Source organism: Burkholderia sp. 4NA327C6 (assembly GCF_005502655.1).
GTDB lineage: Bacteria > Pseudomonadota > Gammaproteobacteria > Burkholderiales > Burkholderiaceae > Burkholderia > Burkholderia contaminans.
The window spans coordinates 1-24,221 of the sequence record NZ_SCNZ01000038.1 but is presented as its reverse complement, the minus strand read 5'-3'; the positions used below and the strand labels follow the sequence as shown (position 1 = coordinate 24,221).

At 67.2% G+C, this 24,221-nt stretch carries 22 protein-coding genes; 13 read left to right on the top strand and 9 right to left on the bottom strand.

All coding sequences use genetic code 11. The features are described 5' to 3' along the window. Positions 1-67: 67 nt before the first annotated feature. Positions 68-1,636: an MFS transporter gene (locus tag FFS49_RS30160; protein WP_105817792.1), complete on the top strand. Its 1,569-nt coding sequence runs from the start codon at positions 68-70 to the stop codon at positions 1,634-1,636. An 83-nt stretch (positions 1,637-1,719) separates the two neighbouring features. Here FFS49_RS30160 and FFS49_RS30155 read toward each other — a convergent pair whose 3' ends face one another. Continuing rightward, the gene (locus FFS49_RS30155; protein ID WP_105817762.1) at positions 1,720-2,700 is read right to left on the bottom strand and encodes an alpha/beta hydrolase; all 981 of its coding nucleotides are present in this window, start codon (positions 2,698-2,700) and stop codon (positions 1,720-1,722) included. 365 nt (positions 2,701-3,065) lie between these two features. Between FFS49_RS30155 and FFS49_RS30150 the strand changes: the two genes are divergently transcribed. The 4 genes from FFS49_RS30150 to FFS49_RS30135 all read left to right on the top strand — a co-directional run bounded on the left by FFS49_RS30150 (position 3,066) and on the right by FFS49_RS30135 (position 8,081). Beyond that, positions 3,066-3,497, top strand: a complete 432-nt coding sequence (locus tag FFS49_RS30150; protein WP_105817763.1) for a DUF3331 domain-containing protein — start codon at positions 3,066-3,068, stop codon at positions 3,495-3,497. Positions 3,498-4,047: 550 nt separating this feature from the next. Continuing rightward, positions 4,048-5,856 carry a winged helix-turn-helix domain-containing protein gene (locus FFS49_RS30145; protein WP_105817764.1) on the top strand — a complete coding sequence of 603 codons (1,809 nt, stop codon included), beginning with the start codon at positions 4,048-4,050 and terminating at the stop codon, positions 5,854-5,856. A gap of 231 nt (positions 5,857-6,087) precedes the next feature. Further along, positions 6,088-6,501 (top strand): DoxX family protein, encoded by a 414-nt coding sequence (locus FFS49_RS30140; protein ID WP_105817765.1) that lies wholly within the window; start codon positions 6,088-6,090, stop codon positions 6,499-6,501. Between the two features lie 89 nt (positions 6,502-6,590). Then, positions 6,591-8,081: a mechanosensitive ion channel family protein gene (locus tag FFS49_RS30135; protein WP_105817766.1), complete on the top strand. Its 1,491-nt coding sequence runs from the start codon at positions 6,591-6,593 to the stop codon at positions 8,079-8,081. A 35-nt stretch (positions 8,082-8,116) separates the two neighbouring features. Here FFS49_RS30135 and FFS49_RS30130 read toward each other — a convergent pair whose 3' ends face one another. Continuing rightward, complete coding sequence (locus tag FFS49_RS30130; RefSeq protein WP_105817767.1) at positions 8,117-9,025, bottom strand: LysR family transcriptional regulator; 909 nt, start codon at positions 9,023-9,025, stop codon at positions 8,117-8,119. Positions 9,026-9,144: 119 nt separating this feature from the next. On the opposite strand from FFS49_RS30130, the gene FFS49_RS30125 reads away from it, so the two are divergent. Then, on the top strand, positions 9,145-10,050 hold the full coding sequence (locus FFS49_RS30125) for an AraC family transcriptional regulator (RefSeq protein ID WP_105817768.1): 906 nt from the start codon (positions 9,145-9,147) through the stop codon (positions 10,048-10,050). A gap of 300 nt (positions 10,051-10,350) precedes the next feature. On the opposite strand, the gene FFS49_RS30120 is transcribed toward FFS49_RS30125, so the two are convergent. Then, positions 10,351-11,028 (bottom strand): hypothetical protein, encoded by a 678-nt coding sequence (locus FFS49_RS30120; RefSeq protein WP_137910130.1) that lies wholly within the window; start codon positions 11,026-11,028, stop codon positions 10,351-10,353. A 105-nt stretch (positions 11,029-11,133) separates the two neighbouring features. On the opposite strand from FFS49_RS30120, the gene FFS49_RS30115 reads away from it, so the two are divergent. After that, positions 11,134-12,297 (top strand): aldose epimerase family protein, encoded by a 1,164-nt coding sequence (locus FFS49_RS30115; RefSeq protein WP_105817771.1) that lies wholly within the window; start codon positions 11,134-11,136, stop codon positions 12,295-12,297. A 27-nt stretch (positions 12,298-12,324) separates the two neighbouring features. Here FFS49_RS30115 and FFS49_RS30110 read toward each other — a convergent pair whose 3' ends face one another. After that, positions 12,325-13,182 (bottom strand): PhzF family phenazine biosynthesis protein, encoded by an 858-nt coding sequence (locus FFS49_RS30110; RefSeq protein WP_105817772.1) that lies wholly within the window; start codon positions 13,180-13,182, stop codon positions 12,325-12,327. Between the two features lie 120 nt (positions 13,183-13,302). On the opposite strand from FFS49_RS30110, the gene FFS49_RS30105 reads away from it, so the two are divergent. Then, positions 13,303-14,085, top strand: a complete 783-nt coding sequence (locus FFS49_RS30105; protein ID WP_239170780.1) for a CoA pyrophosphatase — start codon at positions 13,303-13,305, stop codon at positions 14,083-14,085. Between the two features lie 32 nt (positions 14,086-14,117). Here FFS49_RS30105 and FFS49_RS30100 read toward each other — a convergent pair whose 3' ends face one another. After that, positions 14,118-15,089: an AraC family transcriptional regulator gene (locus FFS49_RS30100; protein WP_105817774.1), complete on the bottom strand. Its 972-nt coding sequence runs from the start codon at positions 15,087-15,089 to the stop codon at positions 14,118-14,120. A 94-nt stretch (positions 15,090-15,183) separates the two neighbouring features. Here FFS49_RS30100 and FFS49_RS30095 point away from each other — a divergent pair, with 94 nt between their 5' ends. Then, positions 15,184-16,014 carry an oxidoreductase gene (locus FFS49_RS30095; protein ID WP_105817775.1) on the top strand — a complete coding sequence of 277 codons (831 nt, stop codon included), beginning with the start codon at positions 15,184-15,186 and terminating at the stop codon, positions 16,012-16,014. Between the two features lie 170 nt (positions 16,015-16,184). Then, positions 16,185-17,021, top strand: a complete 837-nt coding sequence (locus FFS49_RS30090; protein WP_039362703.1) for an alpha/beta hydrolase — start codon at positions 16,185-16,187, stop codon at positions 17,019-17,021. A 94-nt stretch (positions 17,022-17,115) separates the two neighbouring features. Here FFS49_RS30090 and FFS49_RS30085 read toward each other — a convergent pair whose 3' ends face one another. After that, positions 17,116-18,045 carry a LysR substrate-binding domain-containing protein gene (locus FFS49_RS30085; RefSeq protein WP_039362704.1) on the bottom strand — a complete coding sequence of 310 codons (930 nt, stop codon included), beginning with the start codon at positions 18,043-18,045 and terminating at the stop codon, positions 17,116-17,118. A gap of 165 nt (positions 18,046-18,210) precedes the next feature. Here FFS49_RS30085 and FFS49_RS30080 point away from each other — a divergent pair, with 165 nt between their 5' ends. Continuing rightward, positions 18,211-18,861 (top strand): LysE family translocator, encoded by a 651-nt coding sequence (locus FFS49_RS30080; protein WP_105817776.1) that lies wholly within the window; start codon positions 18,211-18,213, stop codon positions 18,859-18,861. Positions 18,862-18,889: 28 nt separating this feature from the next. Here FFS49_RS30080 and FFS49_RS30075 read toward each other — a convergent pair whose 3' ends face one another. The 3 genes from FFS49_RS30075 to FFS49_RS30065 all read right to left on the bottom strand — a co-directional run bounded on the left by FFS49_RS30075 (position 18,890) and on the right by FFS49_RS30065 (position 23,385). After that, positions 18,890-19,597, bottom strand: a complete 708-nt coding sequence (locus FFS49_RS30075; protein ID WP_105817793.1) for a DUF3142 domain-containing protein — start codon at positions 19,595-19,597, stop codon at positions 18,890-18,892. 16 nt (positions 19,598-19,613) lie between these two features. Beyond that, positions 19,614-21,785, bottom strand: coding sequence for a hypothetical protein (locus FFS49_RS30070; protein WP_105817777.1), 2,172 nt, complete (start codon positions 21,783-21,785; stop codon positions 19,614-19,616). A gap of 187 nt (positions 21,786-21,972) precedes the next feature. Then, positions 21,973-23,385: a 3-deoxy-D-arabino-heptulosonate 7-phosphate synthase gene (locus FFS49_RS30065; protein ID WP_105817778.1), complete on the bottom strand. Its 1,413-nt coding sequence runs from the start codon at positions 23,383-23,385 to the stop codon at positions 21,973-21,975. A 117-nt stretch (positions 23,386-23,502) separates the two neighbouring features. On the opposite strand from FFS49_RS30065, the gene FFS49_RS30060 reads away from it, so the two are divergent. Both FFS49_RS30060 and FFS49_RS30055 read left to right on the top strand, forming a co-directional pair. Next, entirely contained in the window at positions 23,503-23,727 is a 225-nt protein-coding gene (locus tag FFS49_RS30060) for a hypothetical protein (RefSeq protein ID WP_137910131.1), read from the top strand. A 1-nt stretch (position 23,728) separates the two neighbouring features. Beyond that, positions 23,729-24,221: PoNe immunity protein domain-containing protein (locus FFS49_RS30055; protein ID WP_137910132.1), on the top strand; the 493-nt coding region annotated here is incomplete at its 3' end.

The following is a 24,221-nucleotide window of genomic DNA, read 5'->3' as shown; positions in this document are numbered from 1 at the left end:
CGTACGGGCACGGTTCGACGCATCGCGTTATGCTTGCGCCAGCTTGACAGCGGGGAGCCGCTTGACGATGAACACCACGTTTGCGACCGGTCGTGCCGCGCCGGCGGCGGCCTCCGACATCCCGACATTTCGGTCGATCGCCGCGATCGCGGCCGTGCTGCTCGGCGCGATCATCGCGACGCTCACCTCGCGCATCACGTCGCTCGGGCTTGCCGATGTGCGCGGCGCGCTCGGCATCGGCTTCGACGAAGGCGCATGGATCAACACCGCGTTTACCGCGTCGCAGATGTTCGTCGGGCCGCTGGCGATCGCCGCGGCATTCATGTTCGGCACGCGCCGCGTGCTGGTCGCGGGCGCCGTCGTGTTTCTCGGCGCCGAAACCGCGCTGCCGCTCTGCACGCAGTTCGGCGCGTTCGTCGTGTTGCAGGCGATCGCGGGGCTCGCGTCCGGCGTGTTCGTCCCGCTGACGGTGGGCTTCGTCGTCCGTACGCTGCCGCCGCGGCTCATTGCGTTCGGCATCGCCGCGTATGCAATGAATCTCGAGATGTCGCTGAACCTGTCGGCGACGCTCGAGGGCTGGTACAGCGAACACCTGAGCTGGCGCTGGCTGTTCTGGCAGAACGCGGTGCTGACGGTGCCGTTCATCGCGTGCCTGCTGCTGTCGCTGGCGGACGAGCCGGTCAAGCGCTTCGCGTCCGGCATCGATGCGCGCGGGATGCTGCTCGGCGCCGGCGGCTTCGCGTGCCTGTGCGTCGCGCTCGACCAGGGCGAACGGCTGTTCTGGCTGCAGTCGCCGCTGATCGTCGCGCTGCTCGCGCTCGGCATCCTGATGGTCGCCGCGTTCCTGATCCATGAGCTCGCGTCGCCGCGCGCGGGCCTCGACCTCGGCTATCTCGCGCGACCGAACATCGCGCTGCTGATCGTGCTCGTCGGCCTCGTGCGCTTCACCGTGCTCAATACGAGCTTCATCCCGTCGCTGTTCCTCGCCAGCACGTACGGGCTGCGGCCGTTGCAGATCGGCGATACGCTGCGCTGGATCGCGATCCCGCAGCTGCTGTTCGCGCCGTGCGTCGCATTGCTGCTGCAGCGCGTCGATCCGCGCCGGCTGATCGTCGCCGGCTTCGTGACGGTGGCGATCGCGTTCGCGCTCGGCGCGCGCCTCACGTCCGCATGGGCCGAACCCGACTTCATTCCATCGCAACTGCTGCAGGCGCTCGGGCAGACGATGGCGCTCACATCGGTGATCTTCTTCTTCGGCAAGCACGTGACGGCCGAACACGCGTTGACGTTCGGCGCGGTCGTGCAGACGACGCGCCTGCTGAGCGGGCAGCTCGGCACGACGTCGATCGCGGTGATTCAGCGGATCAGGGAGGGTACCCATTCGAATCTCGTCGGTCTGCATGTGTCGCTGTCGGATCCCGAGACGCTCGAGCGGCTGCGCGCCGGCGCGGCGTCGCTGGTGACGCACGGCGCCACGGTCGCGACCGGCAACAAGGCCGCCTACGCGCTGGTCGATCGGGCGGTGCGCGTGCAGGCGACCACGCTTGCGCTGGCCGACAATTTCCGCGTGGCGATGGCGTTCGCGCTCGCCGGTGCGCTGATCGGCATCCTGCTGAGGCCGGTGCGGGCGCAGTGAGCGCGGCGCGGCTGAATTTTTCTGAAAAATCCTGAACGGCACGTCTGCCGAAGCGGCATGCGCGCCGCGACGGCAGACGGCGCTTACGCCTGCAGGAACGCGAGCAGCTCGGCGTTGATGCGATCGGCGTTCACGACGCACATGCCGTGCGAGCCGCCTTCGATCACCTTCAACTGCGCGTGCTTGATGATCTTCGACGACAGCCGGGCCGAGTCGTCGATCGGCACGATCTGGTCGTCATCGCCGTGCAGCACGAGCGTCGGCACGTCGATCTTCTTGAGGTCGTCCGTGTAGTCGACTTCGGAGAACTCCTTCACGCACAGATACTGGCCGTGAATGCCGCCCATCATGCCTTGCGACCAGAATGCGTCGATCGTGCCCTGCGACGGCTTGGCGTTCGGGCGGTTGAACCCGAAGAACGGCACCGCGAGATCCTTGTAGAACTGCGAACGGTTCTCGGCGACGTTCTTGCGGATGCCGTCGAACACGTCCATCGGCAGGCCGCCGGGATTGTTCGGCGACTTCACCATCTGCGGCGGCACCGCGCCGATCAGCACGGCCTTCGACACGCGCTTCGTACCGTGGCGGCCGATGTAGCGCGCCACTTCGCCGCCGCCCGTCGAGTGGCCGACGAGCGTGGCTTCGCGCACGTCCAGTGCGTCGAGCAGGGCGGCCAGGTCGTCCGCGTACGTGTTCATGTCGTTGCCGCGCGCCGGCTGGCTCGAACGGCCGTGGCCACGGCGGTCGTGCGCGATCACGCGATAGCCGTGCTGCACGAGGAACAGCATCTGCGCGTCCCACGCGTCCGCACACAGCGGCCAGCCGTGCGAGAACACGACCGGGCGGCCGCTGCCCCAGTCCTTGAAATAGATCTGCGTGCCGTCCTGGGTGGTGATCGTGTTCATCGAATGGGCTCCTGGGTGGGCTGAAGAGGCGCTGCGGGCGGGGGTGCCGGCCGCGGCCGCCATCGCGGGCAGCGCGGCTGCCGCGACGGCCGTTGCGCCGGCAAGCAGCATGTCGCGGCGGCGCGCCGACGGAACGGCGTCGGTCTGTACGGGGTGCATCTGGTCTCCTGAGGTATGCGGCGCAACGATGCCGCGCGGGATGGTGGATCGGTGACGACCGGCCGCGGCCATCCCGCCGGCAGCCGGTCCGCTTGCGTCGTCGCACGCCGATTCGTGCGGCGCGGACGAACGAATGCCGTCGGGAGCGTATCGCGGCGCAATGTGCGCCGTACTGAAATCCGGCTGAATTTTCTTGAACGCGCCGCGCCGCGGCGGGAAATTCGCCGCGCTGCAGAAAAATTAAGCGCGCGACCGGGACTCTTCAGCGCGCGGCGACTATCGTCGACATCGGATCGTCCGCGCACGTTTCGCGTCGCGCGCACGGATCCGACCGCACCGTCCGTTACTAGCCTGGATATGCCGCCATGGATGCCTTCAATCGCTGGGAGCACATGATCACGTCGCTCGGGCCGCCTTCCATGGCGGTCGTCCGGTCGATGCCGATGCCGCGCGCGCGACAGGCGGACGGCCCGCGCCGCGGCCATCGCGGCGACGCGCCGACGCCGTCGAGCGGCGACAACCGCCGCCGCTGCGCGATCGTCACCGCCGAACGGCAGACCGATTCGTCGATGCTCGTGTCGTGGAGCGACCCGACGCACTGCCGCTACGACGAGCAGCGCTGGATCAGCGCGAAGGCGCGCGGGCTCGGGCGCTGCGCGCTCACCGGCATGCCGATCCGGGTCGGCGACGCCATTTACAAGCCGCAGTGGCGCGGCGCGAAACGGCCGGCGAACTGCCGCGAGATGATTCTCGCGTCGGCGCTCGACCTGTTCGCCGCGCGACAGTCCCGGCCATGACGCCGGCAGCGCGGCGCTGCGTCGGTTGCGACCGGCGCGGTACGTCGTGACGCCGTCAACCTCGGAACGAAGGCGACTGCGACATGCTCGCGCGATACCGCGCGACGCATGGCCGCAGTTTGCACACGCCGATCGCACGGCTGCCCGAAGCGGGAATCGTTCGGCGATCGACACGAAGCGATGATCTGCCGGCGCTATAAATGCGGAGCCCGCGCGCATTCGATCGACCGGCCGTATCAAACGGAAAATGCGTCGAATTTTCCCGAACCGGCAAACATATCGTCTGATATATGGGAAAACCGCATTTAAGAGCGAATCGGTAATTCGCACGTGAATCGTGCGCCGCCGTGCCTCTTTTGCCGCATTCGGGTGCATATGGCAACACGCTTGCCACACGACGTCGCCGCGGCGTTTTTCGTCATTTCAAAAAATTCGATCGCTTCATTCTGATAATTTGAATCATTCTGCTACGCAAATACCGTAGCATTGACGCAAAACCGGTGCCGGGTTTCACTCGTGCGCCGTTGAATGTCACCATCAAGAAATTGCGATGATCCGAATTGGAACACTTCACGTTTTTCTCGACAGACGTGAAATTCGTTCGAACGGCAAGCTGTTGCGCATCGGTAGTCGCGCATTCGAGATTCTCGAGCTGTTGATTCGGGCGAACGGCGCACTGGTATCGAAAGACGAAATCATGCAGCGCGTTTGGCCGCACACCGTGGTGGAAGAAAACAACCTGCAGGTGCACATCGCGTCGCTGCGCAAGGCGCTGGCCGACGACCGGAACCTGATCGTGACGGTGCCGGGCCGCGGCTATCGGCTCGTCATCGAGCAACATGACGACGACGGCGCGCCCGTGCGCCCCGCGATGTCGCGGCCGTCCATCGCGCCCGGCGCGCTGTTCGGCCGCGAGCGCATGGTCGACGAGGTGCTGGCCGCGCTGCAGGACGCACGCATCGTGACGCTGGTCGGCGCGGGCGGCATCGGCAAGACGCGAATCGCGATCGAAGCGGCCGCGCGTGCGGACGCACGTTTTCCCGAAGGCACCGTGTTCGTGTCGCTCGCGACGGTCGCGTGCCCGCGCTTCGTGCCGGATGCGCTCGCGGGCGCGTTCGGCATCGCGCAGCCGACCGGCGCGCTGACCCTCGAAGCGGTGCTCGCCGCGGTTGCGCGTCGCCGGATGCTGCTCGTGCTCGACAATTGCGAGCACCTGCTCGATGCCGCCGCGCGGATCGCGAGCGCGCTGACCGATGCGGACGACGGCCTGTGCGTGCTCGCGACGAGCCGGGAATCGCTGCGCATCCACGGCGAGCGCGTGTGCCCGGTGTTGCCGCTCGACGTGCCGGACGAAGGCGCGGACGATCGCGATGCGATGCACGCGAGCGCCGTGCAGTTGTTCGCCGCACGCGCACGCGCGGCCGATCCGCGTTTTCCGCTCGATGCGCGCAGCCTGTCGCTGATGGCGTCGGTCTGCCGTCGGCTCGACGGCCTGCCGCTCGCGATCGAACTGGCCGCGGCGCGTGCCGCCGTACTCGGCATCGACGTGCTGGCTGCCCATCTCGACGATCATTTCAGGCTGCTGACGGGCGGTTTTCGCACCGCGCTCCCGCGCCATCAGACGCTGCAGGCGATGTACGACTGGAGCGACCGGCTGCTGGGCGATGCCGAGCGCCTGCTGTTGCGATGGCTCGGCGTGTTCCGCGACGGTTTCTCGATCGAGGCCGTGCGCGCGGTGGTCGGCCCGAACGGGCCGGCCGGCGCCGACCTGCTCGATACGATCGCGGGCCTCGTGTCGAAATCGCTGCTGATCCTCGAGACCGCGCACGGCGCGCCGCGCTACCGGCTGCTGACGACCACGCGTGCGTACGCGCAGCAGCAGCTCGACGCGCACGGCGACGGCGCGGCGGCCGCGCGTGCGCACGCCGGCTATTACCTCGAGTTGTTCCGGCATGCGGCGCATGGCGGCGGCGCGCCGGGAGGCGAGCACGGCGGCCTCGCGCGGCTCGATGCGGTGCGACGTGAACTCGGCAACCTGCGTGCCGCGCTCGACTGGGCATTCTCGGCGAGCGGCGATACGGCGCTCGGCATCGCGCTCTCGGCCGTCGCGGTGCCGTGCCTGTTCGATCTGTCGCTCGTCGACGAATGCCGCGAACGGGCGCGCGTGGCGCTCGATGCGATGCGCGACACCGACACCACGGCAGAGGCTGCCGATGCGCGCGTGCGCCTGCTCGCCGCGTATGCGGCGGCGCTCGCGCATACGGCCGGATCGACGCAGGCGGTGCATGACGCGTGGTCGGAAGTGCACGCGCTCGGATTCGATGCGGCCGAAGCGGAGCTGCCGGCGCGCGAGAGCTGACGGCGAATGGGCGGGGTGCGTTCCGCGCTTCAGAACGTTTCAGCGCGGCGCAAGGACACGGGCACGCGGCACGCGTAGATTGCGAGCGTAAGGCGCGGCCGTCCCGGCACGCTTGCGTGGCGATCCTGTGCGCGCGCCGAGATATCGCGACGCCATCCGCCAGGCGGGCGTCGCGACACGTGCGGCGCCTCCTGCGCCGCCGCGTGCCCGCCCAACCGGACGAACTGCCGCATGACACCTCCCGAATCCGACCTTTCCCGCCACGCGGCCGATCTCGGCCTGCTGTTCCTGCGCGTCACCGCCAGCGTGCTGCTGCTCGTGGTGCACGGCTTGCCCAAAGTCCTTCACTACACGTCGGAAGCCGCCGCGATCGAGGATCCGTTTCATCTCGGCCGCACGCTGTCGATCCTGTTTGCGATATTCGCGGAAGTCGTGTGCCCGGTCTTCATGATCGTCGGCGTATGGCCGCGGCTGGCCGCGCTGCCGGTGATGATCATCACGCTCGTCGCGCTGGTGTTCGTTCATCCCGACTGGTCGCTGCGCGATGCGCAGTTCGCGTGGATGCTGCTGATCCTGTTCGGCACGATCGCGATCGCGGGGGCCGGCCGCTATGCGTTGCCGGGCGTGGTGCGCCGGCGCGAGTAGCGCGGCCGCGGGCACGCCCGCGCCCATCATTTCGTCGCAGCGGCGGCGGACCGACCGTCACGCTGCCGTCGCCATCGTTCCGTTCCGATATGCTGAATCTCTCCGACACGGCGCTCTACGGCGCGCCGATCGTGCTGGCCGATCTCGTCGCGTGGCGCCTGTTCGGGCGTGGCCGCGGTGCGACGCGGGCAGTGTGGCGTTGCGCGGCATTCGCCGCGCTGAGCGCCGTGCTGTTCGCGCACGGCGTGAGCCCGCTCGCCGTTCCCGCCTCGGCCGCCGGCCTCGACCGCGTCGCGCTCCAGGCCATCTGCATCGTGTGGTGGCTGCAATGCGCGATCGTCTTCAGCCTGCTGCTCGATCATCTGCTGCTGCCGCCCGCGTGGCGCAGCCAGCGGCTCTTTCACGACATCGCCGCGGGCGTCGTGTTCGGCGCGGCCGTGGTCGCCGCGCTGGGCTACGTGCTCGGCCTGCCGTTGAGCGGCGTCGTCGCGACGTCCGGCGCGGTGGCGGTGATCCTCGGCCTCGCGCTGCAGAACACGCTGAACGACGTATTCTCCGGGCTCGTGCTGAATACCACGCAACCGTTTCGGCTGAACGACACCGTGTCGATCGGCGAAATCGAAGGGCGGATCGTCGAGAGCAACTGGCGGGCGACGAAGCTGATCGACAGCCTCGGCAACCTGGTCGTCGTGCCGAACAGCGCCGCGGCCCGCGCCACCATCGTGAACCTCAGCGAACCGTCCGGCCTGCACGGCGTGACGCTCACGCTCGACGTCGATCCCGCGGTGCGGCCGGCGATCGTGGTCGGCGCGCTCGAGCGCGCGGCGGCCAGTTCGCTCGACGTGCTCGCGCGCCCCGCGCCCATTGCCGTCGTGAAGGCATTCGGCACCAACGCGATCCGCTACGAACTCCTCGGTTACGTCGACGCGCTGCAAAAGACGACGGCCGTGCGCAACGCGCTGTACGATCTCGCGCATCGGCATCTGGCCGCGGCAGGCACCGCGTGGCGGCCGCTCGCGAGCACCGCGCCGGCAGCGGCGGCGGACGGGCGCGACGGGCACGGCCGGCACGACGTATCGCGCCGGGTGCTGCTGTTGCGTGCGGTGGACCTGTTCGCGCGCGTCGACGACGATCTCGCCGCGCTGGCCGACGCGCTGGTCTCGCGTTCGTTCGGCCAGGGCGACGTGATCTATGCGTCGAATTCGGATACGCGCGTGCTGACGATCGTCGAATCCGGCGTCGCGGCCGTATTCGTGCCGGGCCCGGCGGGCGACGTCGAGGTGCGGCGCATGGCGCCCGGCGATGCGATCGGGCAATCGGTCGTGCTGGCCGGTACGCGCCTGCATGCGACCGTGCATGCGGTGACCGCGATGACCGTCCTGCAGCTGCGCAGCGAGGATTTGTCGGCGCTGATCCGCAGGAAGCCGGAGCTCGGCAGGCTGATGTGCGAATCGGTGACCGAGCACATCGCGACCGAGGAAAGGATGATGATCCCGCCGGTAGAGAAGGCGCACGCGTCATTCAGCCTGATCGCGTGGCTCGAGAAGGAAATGAAGCGCGTGCACGATTCGATCGTCTGACGCGCTTCGATGACCTTCGCCGGCGCCGAACGCGATCAGGCGATCTGCAAAAGGCGATCGACGAGGTCGGGGCGATCGAGTTGCTCGACCCACCACAGGAGTGCGCGGCCGGCCTCGTCGCTGCGCCACGCGAGATAGCAATGCGTAGTGTCGCGCATGCCGGTCACGCGGCGGGCGACGAGCTTGCCGTCGGCGATCGCGCGGGCGGCGATGCATTCCGGCAGCGTGCCCACCGCCAGCCCTTCGCATTGCGCATCGAGCTTGGCCGCGAGCGTCGGCACCGCGAGATAGGGCTGGCCCGCGTCGATCGCAACCGATTGCGGCGGCAACTCACGCGACGTATCGCTGATCACCGCGCCGCGATACTGGACGACCGTTGCCATCGACAGCGGCTCGGGAAGCGCGGCGAGCGGGTGGGTCGGCGCAACGGCGAACACGTGTTTCAGCGCGCCGATCGGGCGCGCAATGATGTTCGGCAGTTCGGGCGGCGCGCCGGCGGCGCCGACGACGAGATCCGCGCGGCGCGAGATCAGCGCATCCCACGCACCGCCGAGCACTTCGGTCGACAGCCGCAGCCGCGTGTCCATCTCGAGGGCATAGAACCGGTGCACGAACGGCCACATCGCTTCGAACGGCAGGATCTCGTCGACACAGATGCGCACCTCGGTTTCCCAGCCTTCCTGCGCGCGTTGCGCCTTCATCTCCAGCTGTTCGGCCGCGTGCAGGAGCCGGCGGCCTTCCTCGACGACGATGCGGCCCGCATGCGTGAGCTTCGCGCGTCGTCCGCTGCGGTCGAACAGCATGACGCCGAGATCGCTCTCGAGTTTCTGCACCAGGTAGGTCAGGGCGGACGGCACGCGATGCAGCAGTTCCGCGGCTTCGGCGAACGTTCCGGTACGGTCGATCGCATCGAGGGCTTCGAGCGCTTCGAATGACAGCTTCATCGCAAGTTCCGGTAAGGGCGGCTGGCGCATCATACCAGCGCGTGCCGCGCGGGAGGCAGCGCGCGTCATCGTGCTTTGCTAGACTGATGCGCGTCGTCGTTCATTGCACGCCTCCATTCATGACTGCCCCCCAGCCGGACAACGCTTCTTCCGATTTCATCCCGGCCGACGTCCGGCAGACCGTCGTCGCGCAAGCGCTGCCGAAGGGGCAGGTCAGCATCGTGCGGCTGAAGTCGCTGCGCCGCGACAGCGGGCTCACCGCGCCCTATCAACTGGAGAATTCGGATCTCGTCGTGTTGCAGTTGCGCCCGTTCGGCGAACAGGATCTGTGGCTCGACGGCCGCCGCGCGCCGTTCGTCCCGTACGGCGCGGGCACGGTCACGGTTTACGATCTCGACCGCAACTGGGTGGCCGATCTGAAGGGCGCGTTCGACTGCCTGCATTTCCACATGCCGCGCCCGCTGCTCGAGGAAACGGTGGACGAGCTCGGCAGTCGGCAGCGGCCGCGGCTTTACCTGCCGCCTCACCTGAGCGCGCACGATCCGATCATCCATTCGCTCGGCCAGTCGCTGCTGCCCGCGCTCGCGCGGCCGGGCGAGGCATCGCAGATCTTCATCGATCACGTCGGGCTCGCGTTCCAGGCGCACGTGGCCCACCGTTATGGCGGCGTCAGCGAGCGACGGGAAAAGACGTACGGGAAACTCACGCCGTCGCAGGCGCGCCGGGCGAAGGAGCTCCTGCTCGAGCATCTCGACGGCAACCTCGGGCTGGCCGACGTGGCGAGCGCCTGCGGTCTGTCTCGCAGCTATTTCGTGAAGGCGTTTTATCAGACGACCGGGCTGCCGCCGCATCGCTGGCTCATCGTGCAGCGCGTCGAACGGGCGAAGGAGTGGATGCGCAATTCGGGCCTGCCGTTGAGCATGATCGCCGACGCGTGCGGTTTCACCGATCAGAGCCACTTCTCGCGGACCTTCACGCGCCTGACCGGCGTCAGCCCTCGCCGCTGGCGCGCCGACAATACCTGATCGTAGCGATGCGGGGCCGGGTAGGTGAGGTTCGCCTCGTCGTTCGGTATCGGAGCGTATGCATCCGGCCTGGCTCGATTCGGCGGAGTGCGAGGCGGGCGCGGGAGCGGCGATCGCGTCGCCGCCGCGACGTGCCGAACCGTTGCGAGCGCCGCGGAATGATCGGATGTCGCGCGACAAGAGCGATGCGGGTTTCAATGATGGCGGGCGGGTCGTTGCCCCGGGAAATCGAACCAGCCAGGCGCGCGCCGATTCGCAGCATGCGCTGAGCGCGCGCCTGACACGGTGTGCGCAGGGCGCTTATGCGTAGAGGCCGATCAGCATGTCGAGATTGCGTTGTGCGTGCTGCTCGAGCGGCGCGAATTCCGCCGATCGAAACAACGGGGCCTGCGCGCGCAGATGCTCGAGCGCCTGCTTGCGGCCGGCGCGGAAGGCTGCCGACGGTGCATCGGGATCCTGCGCCCACTCGCGCGCGATCGCGCGGTCGTATTCGCGGAGCCGGTCGGGTGCGACCGCGAGGATCGCGAGATCGGCGTCGAGGAAAATTTGCGCGGCGCGCTGCAATTCCGCATCGACGGCGAACCCGTCAGGCAGCCGGTGCGACTTCGTCGCCAGCACCAGGTCGCGGGCAACGGACACGTGCGATGCATGCGCGTGCAACCAGGCTGCGTCGCAATGCTCGTGCGTGACCTGCGCGAGCCATTGCGCGCTGAGCGCTTCGTTGTCCGCATACGCCGGCAGTGTCGTTGCGTAGACGACATCGTGCGCCCACACGGCGAGCTCGATGGCCGGCCATAGCCGGTCCGCACGATACGGCGCGAGGTGCGCGAACAGTTCCGCCAGATGCGCGAGCGTGTGATAGAAGCGCTGCGGCTCGCCGTACGCGCGCTCGACGAGCGGCCACACGGTCGTCGTGCCGAAGCACGCGTCGCAGGCGGCGCGCAGCATGCGCGCGATATCGGAATCAAGGGCGTTCATGGCGGCGATCGGCTCGGGCGGGCGATGCGCGAAGCATAGCAAACGGGACGCGAGCGGGCATGCCGCTTGCGCACGCGTACCGATCGCACCGTATCGGAGGTTGCCATGAAACGAATCCGGCCGCGCTGCCCGCTGCTCGCGATCTGCGCGTTCGGGGCGCTCGCGCTGCACGCAGACTTCGCATCGGCGGCGCCCGACGTATCGATCAGCCGCGCGGATGACGGAACGACCGCGGCCGGGCAGCCGGTGAGCCGGTACACGCTGGCGAACAAGCGCGGCGTGACGCTGAAAGTCATCACGTATGGCGGCATCGTGACCGCACTGGAGGTGCCGGACCGGGCCGGCCACGTTGCCGACATCGTGCTCGGCTTCGATTCGCTGCACGACTACGAAGCGCACAACGGCACCATCCATTTCGGCGCACTGATCGGCCGGTATGCGAACCGCATTGCCGGCGGGCGGTTCCCGCTCGATGGCCGGACGTGGACGTTGCCGGTCAACGACGGGCCGAACACGCTGCATGGCGGCCCCGGCAGTTTCGACGCGAAGGTATGGACGGTCACCGGTACGCACAGCGACGCGAGCGGTTCGAGCGTCACGCTGCGCTACGTGAGCCCCGACGGCGAGAACGGCTTTCCCGGCACGTTGACGACCGACGTGACCTACACGCTGACGCCTGACAACCAGGTCCGGATCGACTATCGCGCGACCACCGACAAGGACACGGTCGTCAACCTCACCAACCACAGCTATTTCAATCTGGCGGGGCAGGCGGGCGGCAGCGTCGAGCGGCAACTGATCGAGATCGCCGCTTCGCGCTTCACGCCGACTGACGATACGTCGATTCCGACCGGACAACTGGCGAGCGTGGCGGGTACGCCGATGGATCTGCGCCAGCTGACGCCGATCGGTGCGCATTTGCGCGACGCAGATCCGCAGTTCGTCATTGCGCATGGGTACGACCAGAACTGGGTGCTCGACCAGGGCGGCCAGCCGGCGCCGGCGTTTGCCGCGCGCGCCTATGACCCGGCGTCGGGGCGTTTTCTCGAGGTGTACACGACGCAGCCGGGGCTGCAGTTCTATACGGCCAACGGATTGAACGGCAGCGTCGCGGGCAAGGGCGGGACGGTCTATCGGCAAACCGATGCGTTCGCGCTGGAGGCCGAGCATTTTCCCGATTCGCCGAATCATCCGGCATTCCCGACGACGGTGCTCAAGCCTGGCGAGACGTTGCACGAAGTGACGGTGTGGCGGGTCGGGGCGCGCTGAGCCGGAGGGCGGGCCGGATCGTCTCCGTTACACGTTGACCACGCCGCGCCCGAGTTCGATCACGCGCCCGCCGACGCCGATTTCACCGTTCGCATTGACCGACAACCGCAGCCGGCAGGGCCGGCCGATCGCGTCGCCCTGTTCGACCTGAAACGCGGCCGGCAGGTCGCGCTTCATCGCAAGCAGCCAACCGCCGAGGTTCGCGCAGGCCGACCCCGTGCCCGGGTCTTCAGAGACGCTGCCTTGCTTCACGAAGAAGTAACGCGACACCACCGTCCCCGGGCGCTCGGCATCGAACGCGAAGACGTAGGCGGTCTTGCGGCCGAGGCTGCTGGTCGGCCAGATATCGAGGCATGCACTGTCCGGCTGCGCGCGGCGCACGGAGGCGGGGTCCTTGAGCGCGACCAGCAACTGGTCGGCGCCGGTGTCGATCCAGATCGGCGGGGCGAGCAGATCGTCTTCCGTCAGCCCCAGCAAGGTCGCCGTCCGGGCGTCGGACAATTCGCACGGCGCCGTCTTCGGCATGCCTGCGTGCGGCGCGGTTAACGTCCACACGTCGTCGTGCGCGCTCACGTCGACCACGCCGGCCTTGAACTCGAGCGCGAGCGCGTTGCCCGCACCCTGCAGGTCGCGCACGACATGCGCGGTGCCGAGCGTCGGATGGCCGGCAAAGGCCATCTCATGGCCCGGCGTGAAGATGCGCACCCGCGCATGCGCGCGCTCCGACGGCAGCACAAAGGTCGTCTCGGACAGGTTGAACTGCACCGCGAGTGCCCGCATGGTCGCGTCGTCCATGCCGCGCGCATCTTCGAATACGCAAAGCGGGTTGCCGCCGAAAGTCGATTCGGCGAATACGTTCAGCAGGCGGAAGGCATAGGAAGGCATTTGAATCTCGTGTGGGTGCGGCAATCGACGGACCGAAGGGGTACGTTTATCGGCGGCTTGCGGCAGAGCGGCGGCGGCATGCCGTCGCGATGCAATGCGTCATTGTGCCCGCAAGATGCGATGAAGGGGCGGCATCCGGGCTGTCCGCATTTCATGCATGATCGGGGTTCTCCGGTTGGCCGACGGCGATCCGGTTTGATCGTTCAACTATCCGCAACGTGCAGGTCAAGCGTGGAAGGGGAAGACATGGGATCTGACGAAAGCGCTTCGAATACCGGTTGCGCTCAGGTGAGTACCGGCTCGCCGCAGACGCTCCTGAACGCGATCGTCCGTGGCGTGGAAAGCCACGGCATCCCTGCCGGCACCGATTGGCCGACCGCGAAGCAAACCCTCGCGGACAACGATGGCCAGTGGAAATTCTCGGCGGTGCTGGTCGCGATCGTCGCGCGGCGCGAGCCGACGATCCTGCTGACCATACGCGCGTCGGACCTCAGCGAATACTCGTCGCATGTGAGTTTCCCGGGCGGACGCCCGGCCGAGTCCGACCGCGATATCGGTACGACCGCCTTGCGCGAGGCGTTCGAGGAAATCCGCCTCGCACCCGATGCGGTCCGTGTGGTCGGCAGCTTGCCGATCCACAAAACCAGAAAGCGCAATCACGCGATCTTTCCCGTGATCGGCATCGTGCCGGAAACCGCGAGATGGGAGGCGGCGCCCGCGGAAGTCGCGGAGATCTTCGAGTTTCCGTTCGCCGTGCTGCTGAATCCGGATCTGCTGCGGCAATACACGGACGGCGAACGCGTGGGCGCATGGTACTGGGCGGAGCAGGTGCAGGACATCTGGGGCGTGACGGCGCTCATCCTGAGGTCGCTCGCCGGTCTGGTGCGCGATGCGATGCGTTGACGGCACGCGTGACGGTCGCATGCCGACGCACGTCAATGCGACGACACGAATTCCGCATCCTCGAAGGCTTCCGGAATCGCGAAGCTTTCGCGCATGCGCTTCGTTTCCTTCGCCGGCGTCAGGCCGAACAGGCGCTTGAATTCGCGGCTGAACTGCGACGGGCTCGCATAGCCGACCGCATAGCCGGCCGTCTCGGCCGTCAGGTCCTCGCGCACCATCAGCAAGCGCGCCTGATGCAGCCGTGTCGACTTCAGGTACTGCATCGGCGACACCTGCGTGATCGCCTTGAAGTGGCTGTGAAAGCTTGGCACGCTCATGCCGGCTGCGTCGGCCAGTTGCGGTACGTCGAGCGGCTGCGCGTAATCGGCGTGGATCACGCGCAACGACCGGCCGATCCGGCCGAACTGCCCGCGCATCGCCAGCGCGCTGCGCATCGCGCTGCCCTGCGCGCCGGTGAGCACGCGGAAATACAGCTCGCGCAGCAGCGCCGGGCCGAGCACCGCGGCGTCGAGCGGCCGGTGCAACGCCTCCACGAAACGCAGCACCGACGCGTGCATCGTTTCATCCATCGGCGTCGACATCATGCTCCTGGGCGCCTGCACGGGCTCCGCCGTGCCGGCGCGGTCGATCTGCGCCGCGAGTTCGGCGGCCAGCGTGAAATCGAGGTGCAGGTACAGCGCGAGCAGCGGGCGCTCGGGTGTGGCGTCGGTCTCCATGCTGAACGGCACGGGCACCGACACGGCCAGATAGTGGTGCGCGTCGTACAGATAGCGCTCGCCGCCGAAGTAGCCGCGCTTCGATCCCTGGCACACGATCACGATGCCCGGGTCGTACAGCACCGGCGTGCGCGACAGCGCGCGGTTCGAGCGCAGGATGCGCACGCTCGGCAGCGCCGTCAGGTTGTAGCCTTCGTCGGGCGCCAGCGTGCGCAGCAGCGTCACCAGGCGCTTCCGGTCGCGCGGCGGCAGCGACGGGGATCGGGCAGGGATGGGATCGGCATTCATAGTTTTGTGCAAGAAAATCAGCGGAATCGGGCTTATTCGACGTAGCTCGTCAGACTAGTATGCACGCTCCAGTCGACATTCGGGAGAAGCTCAAATGGCATCCGGCAAGCTCATGCTCATTACCGGCGTCAGCAGCGGCTTTGGCCGCGCGCTCGCGCAGGAGGCCCTCGCGGCGGGTTACACGGTCGTTGGCACCGTGCGAAGCGCGCAGGCGGCACAGGATTTCGAAGCGCTGTCCGGGCAGGCGTTCGCGCGGGTGCTCGACATGACCGACTTCGATCGCATCGACAGTGTCGTCGCTGAAATCCAGGCGAACGTCGGGCCCGTCGACGTCCTGGTGAACAACGCCGGCTACGGGCACGAAGGGATCATGGAAGAAGCGCCGCTCGCGGAGATGCGCCGGCAGTTCGACGTGAACGTGTTCGGCGCGGTCGCGATGATGAAGGCGGTCATCCCGACCATGCGCGAGCGGCGGCGTGGCCACATCCTCAACATCACGTCGATGGGCGGCCACATCACGATGCCGGGCATCGCTTACTACTGCGGCAGCAAGTTCGCGCTGGAAGGCATTACCGAAACCGTCGGCAAGGAGCTCGAACCATTCGGCATCGCGGTGACGGCCGTGGCGCCGGGTTCGTTCCGCACCGACTGGGCGGGTCGCTCGATGGCGCGCACGCCGCGCTCGATCGCCGACTACAACGCGCTGTTCGACCCGATCCGCCAGGCGCGCGAAGAGAAGAGCGGCAAGCAGCCGGGCGATCCCGCGAAGGCCGCGCGGGCGATGCTCGCGGCGATCGCCGCGGACCATCCGCCCGCGCATTTGCTGCTCGGCAGCGATGCGCTGCGGCTCGTGCGCGGCAAGCTGGCGGCGCTGGACGCGGAAATTCGCGCGTGGGAGGCGGTGACGGTGTCGACGGACGGTTGAAGTGCGGTTGAAGCGCGGCGATGCACGATCGTTCGCCCGTAGCGAATTCGTCCACGTCGATGAAATTGCCGATGATCATTCGCATCCTGGCATCATCGTTTAACAAACCTGTTCGATAATGGCTGCCGGCCACTACGCCGAATTCAACCACCTTACAGGAGTCCATCGCGATGCCATACGTCACAACGAAGGATCACGTCGAGATTTTCTACAAGGACTGGGGCCCGAAGGACGCGCAGCCCATCGTCTTCCATCATGGCTGGCCGTTGTCCGCGGACGACTGGGACGCGCAGATGCTCTTCTTCGTCCAGAAGGGCTATCGCGTCGTGGCGCACGACCGGCGCGGCCACGGCCGGTCGGCGCAGGTGTCGGACGGCCACGACATGGATCATTACGCGGCGGACGCGTTCGCGGTCGTCGAAGCGCTCGACCTGCGCAATGCAGTGCACATCGGTCACTCGACCGGCGGCGGCGAAGTGGCGCGCTACGTCGCGAAGCATGGCGAACCGGCCGGCCGCGTCGCGAAGGCGGTGCTGGTCAGCGCGGTGCCGCCGCTGATGCTGAAAACCGAAGCGAACCCGGAAGGCTTGCCGATCGAGGTGTTCGACGGCTTCCGGAAAGCGCTCGCCGACAATCGCGCGCAGTTCTTCCTCGATGTGCCGAGCGGCCCGTTCTACGGGTTCAACCGCGAAGGTGCAACCGTGCATCAGGGCGTGATCCGCAACTGGTGGCGACAGGGGATGGAAGGCAGCGCCAAGGCACATTACGAAGGCATCAAGGCGTTTTCGGAAACGGACCAGACCGAAGACCTGAAGTCGATCTCCGTCCCGACGCTCGTGCTGCATGGCGAAGACGACCAGATCGTGCCGATCGCGGATGCCGCGCTGAAGTCGATCAAGCTGCTGAAGAACGGCACGCTGAAGACGTACCCGGGCTACTCGCACGGGATGCTGACCGTCAACGCCGACGTCCTCAACGCCGACCTGCTGGCGTTCGTGCAGGCGTAACGGTGTGAGCGCAGGCCCGCTTCGGCGGCCTGCGCTGCCATTGCGGGCCGGCGGCGCGCGGTAGGCCCGTCGCGCCGTCGGCCACGCGGCCGGATCACAGGTCCTGGCCCGGACCGTTGAAGCGGATGCCCGGAAACGTCAGGCGCGGCATCCGGCGCTCCAGGAACGCGAGCAGGTCGCGCACCTGCGCGGCCTTGGCGGAGTCGTCCGGCCAGACGAGGTAGTACGCGTCCCCCGTATTGACGGCGGTCTTGAACGGCAGCACGAGCTGCTTCTCGTCGATGGCCGTCGCACAAAGCGCGAGATCGCCGATCGAGATGCCGTGGCCGGCAATCGCCGCCGCGATCCCCTGTTCGAGCATGTCGAACACCTGCCCGCGCGTGATGTCCACGTCGAGATCATGCCCGCTGCCCTTGAGCCAGCGGCGCCAGTCGCGCCGGTCGGGCGACGGGTGGATCAGCTCGCACGCCGCCGGATTCGTGCGTGCGACCGTCGCGGTCGCCCGCGAGCACACCGGAATCAGCCATTCGTCGAACAGCTTCACGCACTGCGTGGCCTCGCCGAACTTGCCGGCGCCGAGCAGGATCGCGCAATCGTAGGATTCGCTGAAGAAATCGACGGTATCGACGTCCATCCACACGCTCGCGATCTGCACCTCGAACGCGGGCCGCGTGTCGCGAAACGCGGCCAGTGCGTCGAGCAGCCAGCGCATCGTGAGCGTGGACGGCGCCTTGAGCCGCAGCACGTCGCGCTGCGACTGGAACAGCACGCAGGCTTCCTCGATCTGCCGGAAGCCGCGCCGCAGGCCCGACGCGAAGATGTGCGCTTCCGCCGTCACGGTCATTTTCGGGCCGTGCCGGACGAACAGTTTCCGTCCGAAGTACGCCTCGAGCGTCCTCACGTGCTTGCTCACCGCGCTTTGCGTGAGGCTCAGTTCCTCGGCAGCCAGCGTAAACGAGCCGGTGCGCGCGGCGCTTTCGAACGCGCGCAGCGCGTAGACGGGAGGGAGCGGTTTGGCCTTCACGGGTTTCGAATATGAATAAAACTCATGCCATCCGGCAGGATTTTCCGTTTTTCAACAGCTTGGCGGGCACGCAATACTTCAGAGAACCGTGCAATCCGCTGCGCTGAAGCACGATGATGCCACCGCGGCGGGCACGCGCGTCCATTCACCCAACAACTTTTTTTCATGGCACTTCATTACCCGCTGCTGTTCGCCTATCTCGCCGCGATCGTGCTGCTCATCGCGACGCCCGGCCCGGTCGTCATGCTCGTGGTCGGCACCGTCGCGCGGCGCGGCTTCCGCCAGGGGATGCTGACCGCGGTCGGCGCAAATGCCGCGAGCCTCGTGATGATCGCGGGGGCGATGCTGATGGTGTTCGGCGTCGTACTCGTCAGCGAGCGTCTGTTGACCGGGCTGCACGTGGCGGGTTGCGTGTTCATCGCGGTACTGGCCGTCCGGACGCTGCTCGGCGAATGGCGCGCCGGCCGGACGCGCGACGGCAATGACGCGCGGGAAGGCGAGCCGGCATCGCAGGCGCGCGGCTTGCCGGGCGTCGTGCGCGGCTTTCTCGTCGGCATCGCGAATCCGAAAGACCTGCTGTTCTTCGTCGCGTTCTTTCCGCAGTTCGTCGGCATCACGCCGGATTCGCGCGTGAGCCTGGCGATCCTGGCCGCACTGTGGATCGCGGTCGATTTCACGATCCTGACCAGCTACATGGCCGCGATCAACCATCCGCTGATTCATCGCAAGCAGCGATGGATCACGGCCTCGTCAGCGGGCGCGCTGCTCGTGATTGCGCTCGCCGGGCTCGGCAGCACGATCGCGGGCGCCGCGTAAGCGGTCCCGATTGACCGCGCGAGTCATGTCAGCCGTTGCGCAGGAACACGACGTAGCCGCGGAACCACGGGTTCGTCGCGAGGTACGGCGGCGCGTCCCATTCGCCGCCCTGGATGATGCCGATGCGAAACGGCAACTGCAGCCGTGCGACGCGCGGCAGGTAGTCCGCATAGTCGGGGATCGTGCGGCGGCCCTGGTAGGTCTGCACGACCACTTCGTCGACGATCCCCCTGAGCTGGTTCACCTGGTCGGTACCGATGCGGCTGCTCCAGTCGAGCAGCCCGGTGATGCTGAGCCGATAGTCGGCGGGCAGCGTGTCGCGCAGCGACCGCAGGAATGCGAGGTAATCCTGCAGGTGACGCGTGCGCGCATCGAAGTCGATCTGGATGCCGGTGATCGTGCGGCCCGACGCGCGCCAGCGCGTGAGCTGCGCGAGCATGATCTGCGTGACGCGCGGCGTCCAGCGCAGCGTATGCGCACGATAGACGAGCCACACGCGCGCCTGCGGCGCGGGCGGCAGCGCCACGCCCTGCGCGATCACGCGGACCTGCGACTCGTCCCGCGGCGGCGCCTCGATCTGCCCTTGCAGCACGTAGACGGCGCGTGCGCCATGCACGACCGCCTGCGGCTTCACGCCTGCCCACAACCAGAACGCGTCGTACCGCGCGGCGTCGACGGTGCCGGCCAGTGCGATGCGTCCGGCCAGCAGCAGTGCGATGCATGCCAGGCGAGCGATGCGCTTCACGCGGCGCTTACCAGTAGTAGCGAAGCTTCTGCGCCCACGGGGTGCCCGCATAGTTGGCCTTCAGCGTATCGAACCAGCGCTTGCGCACGTTCTTCGGCACGTCCTTGCCGCCGCATTCGTTGGAGCCGCCCGGTGCATAGCACTTGATCGCACGGTAGTACGCGTAGGCGCGGTCGTTCGGGTTCGCCTGTGCATCGGCCATCACCGTCACGTAGCTCGACATCCGCTCGTACGGTTTGCCGTCGAACTGCGACGGCCCCGCGCCGAGCGTCGACGGAATGCCCGTGGCGGCCTTCGTCGCTGCGTTGCGGATCCACATCGGCACCGGATCGCTTTCGACGCCGGGTGCGGGCGGGTGCAGGCGCACGAAATCGGCGAGGCAGTTCAGCCCTTTCGGATCGGCGGGATTCTGCTGGAGCGCCGTGGCGATGTCGTGCGCGGACGGGCATGTATAACCGTCTTCGTTCCTGGCGCCGGCTGCGACGAACGGCTTCAACCGATCGGCCGGCTTGTCGGACACCAGCGCGGCATCCGCGATGAACTCGGCGTAATGCGAGCGCGTGAGCTCCTTGTACAGCAGTGTGGTCAGCGCGGTGTCGCGCAGCGCGCCGCCGCTCGCCTGGTTTTGCGCCTGCGCGCGCAGCAGGTCCGCATTGGCCGAGCGTTGCAGCAGCACGGCGCGGATCGCGGCGTTCTGCACCGGCGAATCGTTGGCGAATGCGTCGTTGACGAGCCCGGCCTGTTCCAGGTTGATCGCGAGCGCGAGCTCCAGCGCCTCGCGCTGGAAGCGGAATTTCGCGAGCGGGATCAGGTCGCGCCACAGCTGGCGCGCCTTGTCGGACTGGCCGCTATCTTCCAGCGCGAAGCCGCGCAGCGCCTGCTGGCTCAGGCCGAAGTAGTCGAGCGGTTCCGCGGGCGTCTGCGGCAGCAATGCGAGCGCGGCGTCCGGCTTGTGCCCGATCTGGACGTACCAGGTCGCGAGCAGGTAGTCGTACAGCGCGGGCGCGTTCGCGAAACGCGGCTTCTGCGCCTGCAGTTCGTCCAGCGTCAGCGGCTTGGCGCGGCTCGAATCGCTGCTGTCCGACGTGCGCATGCGCAGCAGGTCGACGGTCGCGAGCACGGTCGGCGACTGGATCTGGCTCGCGTCGAATTCCGCTCCGAACAGCAGCTTGCTGTCGAGTTCGTTCGCCAGCTGGATCAGCGGCACGTTCGACGTCGCCGGCGACCAGCGTGCGAGCGCGTGCCCGTACAGGTCGGCCTGCTGCGTGACGTTCCCGCCGAGCCACGCGACACGCCGCAGCAGCCCGTTTGCGGAGGTCGCATAGCGCCCCTGCGGGTACACCTTCAGGTAAGTGCGAAACACCGTATTCGCGGCGTCGAGCGACACCTTCGCCACGCGGCCGCGCGTCGGCGTGGGGCTGTCGTTGTCGAACACGTTGGCCTGAGCGGCGTTCAGCTGCGCGCGCCCGGCCATATAGAGCCCGGTTTCCTTCAGCCACGGGTTCGCGCTGTGCGACGCGCTTGCGAAGGCCCGGGTCGCGGTGAGGAAGTCGGCGCGGTAGAACGCGTTCGTGCCGTCGAGGTACGCGGCGAACTGCTGGCCGAGCGGCGACTTGACGGGCGGTTTGGCCCACGCGGCACTCGCGCCGCCGGCGGCGCAGGTCTTCTGCGCGATGTCGGCGCGCGCCGCGCGCAGGCGCGTGGCTTCATCGGCGGGAAGGCCGCCGGCACTGCCGAGCGCGTCGTTGAATGCGTCGGCGCCCGACGCCATGCTGCGGCAGATGCTGCCTTCGCCGTCGGCGTACTGGTTCGACGGTGTTCCGGTATCCGCTGCGCCGCCGGTCTTGTCGGGCTCCTTCTGCCCGATATAGATCCATCCGGAGAAGTCCATCGGGAACGGCACGATGATCTGGTTGATCCGGTCTTTCGCGGGGATCGTCTTCGGGTCCGGAAACGCCTGCGCGACCTTGGTGCTGTCGACCATCATCAGCATCGCGTTGATGCGCGTGTCGTTGGCCGGGCTCAGCATCGGCACGTTGGCGCAGGAGTAGGTGGTCTGCCGGAGCGTGGTCGGTGAATAGCAGCCGTCGTCGCCACTGGCATGGGCCGCCGGAATGCAGAACAGGCTGGCCGCCAGCGCGGCGAACAGGTTTCGGTGCAGCAATGGGCTTTTGGGCATTTTTTTCTTGTGCCGGGTAGGGGGCCGCAGCGGCCGGGTCTCTCAGGTGAGGCGTTTCGCCCCGGCGCGTATCGTACCGCAACGGATGCACGAATTTCGCCGGTACGAGCGGCGGCCCGGTGCATCGGCAACCAGTGCGCGCCGGACGGCTAGTCGTGTCGATCGCCGGTCCGATCCGGCTCGCGCGTCACGCGTACGCGCTGCTCGCCACACCGCCTTCGTCGACATCGTCGATCGCGGCCCGCAAGTCGTCGATCGCCACCATCAGCTCGCGGACCTGCCGCAACGACGGGTACTGGTGCAGCACGGCATGCCATTGCGGCAGCGTCAGCAGCGCGTGCCAGACGACACCCAGGCCGCCCGGATCGGCATCCGGCCGCTGCACGAGCGCGCTCGCGTATTCGAGGCTCGCCTGCGCCGACAGCAGCTGCATCCGGCTGGCGGCGCCCAGCAGGCGTGGCGTTGCATCCGCGGACGCATCGCAGCAATAGAGCACCTCGCGTGGCAGCGTCGCTTCGTCGGTCGTCAGCGCGCGCAGCGACGCACCCTGCACGCGCACCGTGCCCTGGTGCGTCTCGAACGAATAGATCGTGTCCGGGTCGGCCTGCGCGAGCAGGTTCAGGCCGCGCAGCAGCCGCGGCAGGTCGGTCGTGGCGGCGTCCGCGGACGCTTTCGCTTCGACGAGGAAGCGCACGTTCCACACGGGCGCCGGATCATCGCCGCGCGTGCGTTCGAGCAGGATCGCATCCCATTCGGTTTTCGCGCGATCGTGGCGGCCCGGAATCGATGACGGCACGCGCATCGACGTCACCACCCGGTACGTGCGGCGTGCGTCGACGGCGTCGAGCCGGCGCGCCAGCGCGTCGAGCGCCTGCGCGGCCAGCGCTTCGACGGCTGCGCCGCGCTGCTGCGACGCGACGCCCTGCGCGACGGCGACGGTGCTGCCTTCGAGCGGGCCCTGGCGCACCCAGAGCGCCCGGTAGCGACGCACGTGCTCGTCCGATGCCAGTGCGTCGATGCGCAGCATGCGTTCGAGCGCGGGGCTGTCTTTCAGCTTGACGATGTCCTGCTCGAACGCGGCGTCGGTCGCCATGTCGGGCAGCGCGAGCAGCTGCCGCAGCGTGTCGTGCAGGTCGGCCCACGACGCGGCGGTGGCGGCCGCATGCAGCCGCGCGAGCCCGTCGCGTTGCCATGGGCGGGCGCTGCGCTCGAGCTTGGCCGGGTGCGCGATTGCGTTGACGGCCGAATGCAGCGCGCGCCGGTCCTGCTCGGCGTGCGCGGACAACGACGCGTATTCGCGCACGCTCGGCGCATCGTGGCGCAGCACCGCGGCCTGAAAGGCGGGATCGCCGGCGTGCGTGTCCATTGCATCGCGGATCATCTGCGCGAGGGCGTCAATGAAGCGCTGCCGCAGTACCGCGTCGGGCGTCTGTCCGTCGCTTCGCATCCGGCGCGCTTCCTCGATCACGATTGCCAGCGTGGCGGCCGGGTTCGCGGCGTCGGCCGGTGATGACGCGCTGTCGAGCGGCGGCAGCCGATAGCGGCGCGCGACGGTGCGCAGGGTTTCGTCGAGCAGGGCGGGAAGCGGTGTCAGCGACATGGTCGGTATCGAGGCATTGACGACCTGTATAAAGTCAACAAGCCGGGTGTTGATTACGTCATCGTAGAATACAAATATGATACGTCGAAGCTCAAGAAAACTGCTGACGGATTGCAGATGAGCGATGATTGGCTTACCGGAGCCAACACTGGGTTTAACCGCATGCGGGACGCCGTGAGTAACGATCGAGTTCTAAGTGTAGATATTCAGAATGCACTCAATAGCAATCGTGTCGAAAAATGGCTGGTCCACACTGATCCGTACGGAAATGTCACCGTAGGAATTTTGGACAAGAATGGAAAATTCGTAATTCAGCCCGACTCAAAAATCATTGGAAATTGAAATGACTAGAGATTCCTTGGCTCCTCGCTCTTATTGGGATAAGTGGATTGAATATTCTAAAAACAGAATTGTGGATATGCAGGCTCGGTGCAAGGAACCCCCGGAGAATCCAGGATATCGGCCGCAATACGTATTTGAATTGGCCCTGAATCACCTTGAATTGATTCTGAATCGGTATTCCCGTGGTGACGCTGTTAGTGTCTTGTCGCAGCATCTCCCGGGTCTTCTTGATGCGTGGGAAGAATCCGTAAAGCTTGGTGAAAGTGTGTTTACGGATGAGCAAAAGGCATTGCGCCGGAGCTGGGCAAGAAACCTGGATTTCTACATCATCAGCTTTTGGTTGGTCGGATTGGCTTTGACGCTCGAAATTCCGGACGATCTATGGCGACGCTTGATCGCCCTGATCGGGAATGAGGGTGAGGACGTCTTGTTGGATCGCGTGATTGCGAGTCGCGACCACGGCCGAAAGATTGGTACGGAACTTCGGCACCCGA

What these genes read in the sequence shown, in the direction of transcription:
- FFS49_RS30160 (WP_105817792.1), top strand. Translation starts at nt 68, where the DNA reads ATGAACACCACGTTTGCGACCGGTCGTGCCGCGCCGGCGGCGGCCTCC.
- FFS49_RS30155 (WP_105817762.1), bottom strand. Translation starts at nt 2,700, where the DNA reads ATGCACCCCGTACAGACCGACGCCGTTCCGTCGGCGCGCCGCCGCGAC.
- FFS49_RS30150 (WP_105817763.1), top strand. Translation starts at nt 3,066, where the DNA reads ATGGATGCCTTCAATCGCTGGGAGCACATGATCACGTCGCTCGGGCCG.
- FFS49_RS30145 (WP_105817764.1), top strand. Translation starts at nt 4,048, where the DNA reads ATGATCCGAATTGGAACACTTCACGTTTTTCTCGACAGACGTGAAATT.
- FFS49_RS30140 (WP_105817765.1), top strand. Translation starts at nt 6,088, where the DNA reads ATGACACCTCCCGAATCCGACCTTTCCCGCCACGCGGCCGATCTCGGC.
- FFS49_RS30135 (WP_105817766.1), top strand. Translation starts at nt 6,591, where the DNA reads ATGCTGAATCTCTCCGACACGGCGCTCTACGGCGCGCCGATCGTGCTG.
- FFS49_RS30130 (WP_105817767.1), bottom strand. Translation starts at nt 9,025, where the DNA reads ATGAAGCTGTCATTCGAAGCGCTCGAAGCCCTCGATGCGATCGACCGT.
- FFS49_RS30125 (WP_105817768.1), top strand. Translation starts at nt 9,145, where the DNA reads ATGACTGCCCCCCAGCCGGACAACGCTTCTTCCGATTTCATCCCGGCC.
- FFS49_RS30120 (WP_137910130.1), bottom strand. Translation starts at nt 11,028, where the DNA reads ATGAACGCCCTTGATTCCGATATCGCGCGCATGCTGCGCGCCGCCTGC.
- FFS49_RS30115 (WP_105817771.1), top strand. Translation starts at nt 11,134, where the DNA reads ATGAAACGAATCCGGCCGCGCTGCCCGCTGCTCGCGATCTGCGCGTTC.
- FFS49_RS30110 (WP_105817772.1), bottom strand. Translation starts at nt 13,182, where the DNA reads ATGCCTTCCTATGCCTTCCGCCTGCTGAACGTATTCGCCGAATCGACT.
- FFS49_RS30105 (WP_239170780.1), top strand. Translation starts at nt 13,303, where the DNA reads ATGAAGGGGCGGCATCCGGGCTGTCCGCATTTCATGCATGATCGGGGT.
- FFS49_RS30100 (WP_105817774.1), bottom strand. Translation starts at nt 15,089, where the DNA reads ATGAATGCCGATCCCATCCCTGCCCGATCCCCGTCGCTGCCGCCGCGC.
- FFS49_RS30095 (WP_105817775.1), top strand. Translation starts at nt 15,184, where the DNA reads ATGGCATCCGGCAAGCTCATGCTCATTACCGGCGTCAGCAGCGGCTTT.
- FFS49_RS30090 (WP_039362703.1), top strand. Translation starts at nt 16,185, where the DNA reads ATGCCATACGTCACAACGAAGGATCACGTCGAGATTTTCTACAAGGAC.
- FFS49_RS30080 (WP_105817776.1), top strand. Translation starts at nt 18,211, where the DNA reads ATGGCACTTCATTACCCGCTGCTGTTCGCCTATCTCGCCGCGATCGTG.
- FFS49_RS30070 (WP_105817777.1), bottom strand. Translation starts at nt 21,785, where the DNA reads ATGCCCAAAAGCCCATTGCTGCACCGAAACCTGTTCGCCGCGCTGGCG.
- FFS49_RS30065 (WP_105817778.1), bottom strand. Translation starts at nt 23,385, where the DNA reads ATGTCGCTGACACCGCTTCCCGCCCTGCTCGACGAAACCCTGCGCACC.
- FFS49_RS30060 (WP_137910131.1), top strand. Translation starts at nt 23,503, where the DNA reads ATGAGCGATGATTGGCTTACCGGAGCCAACACTGGGTTTAACCGCATG.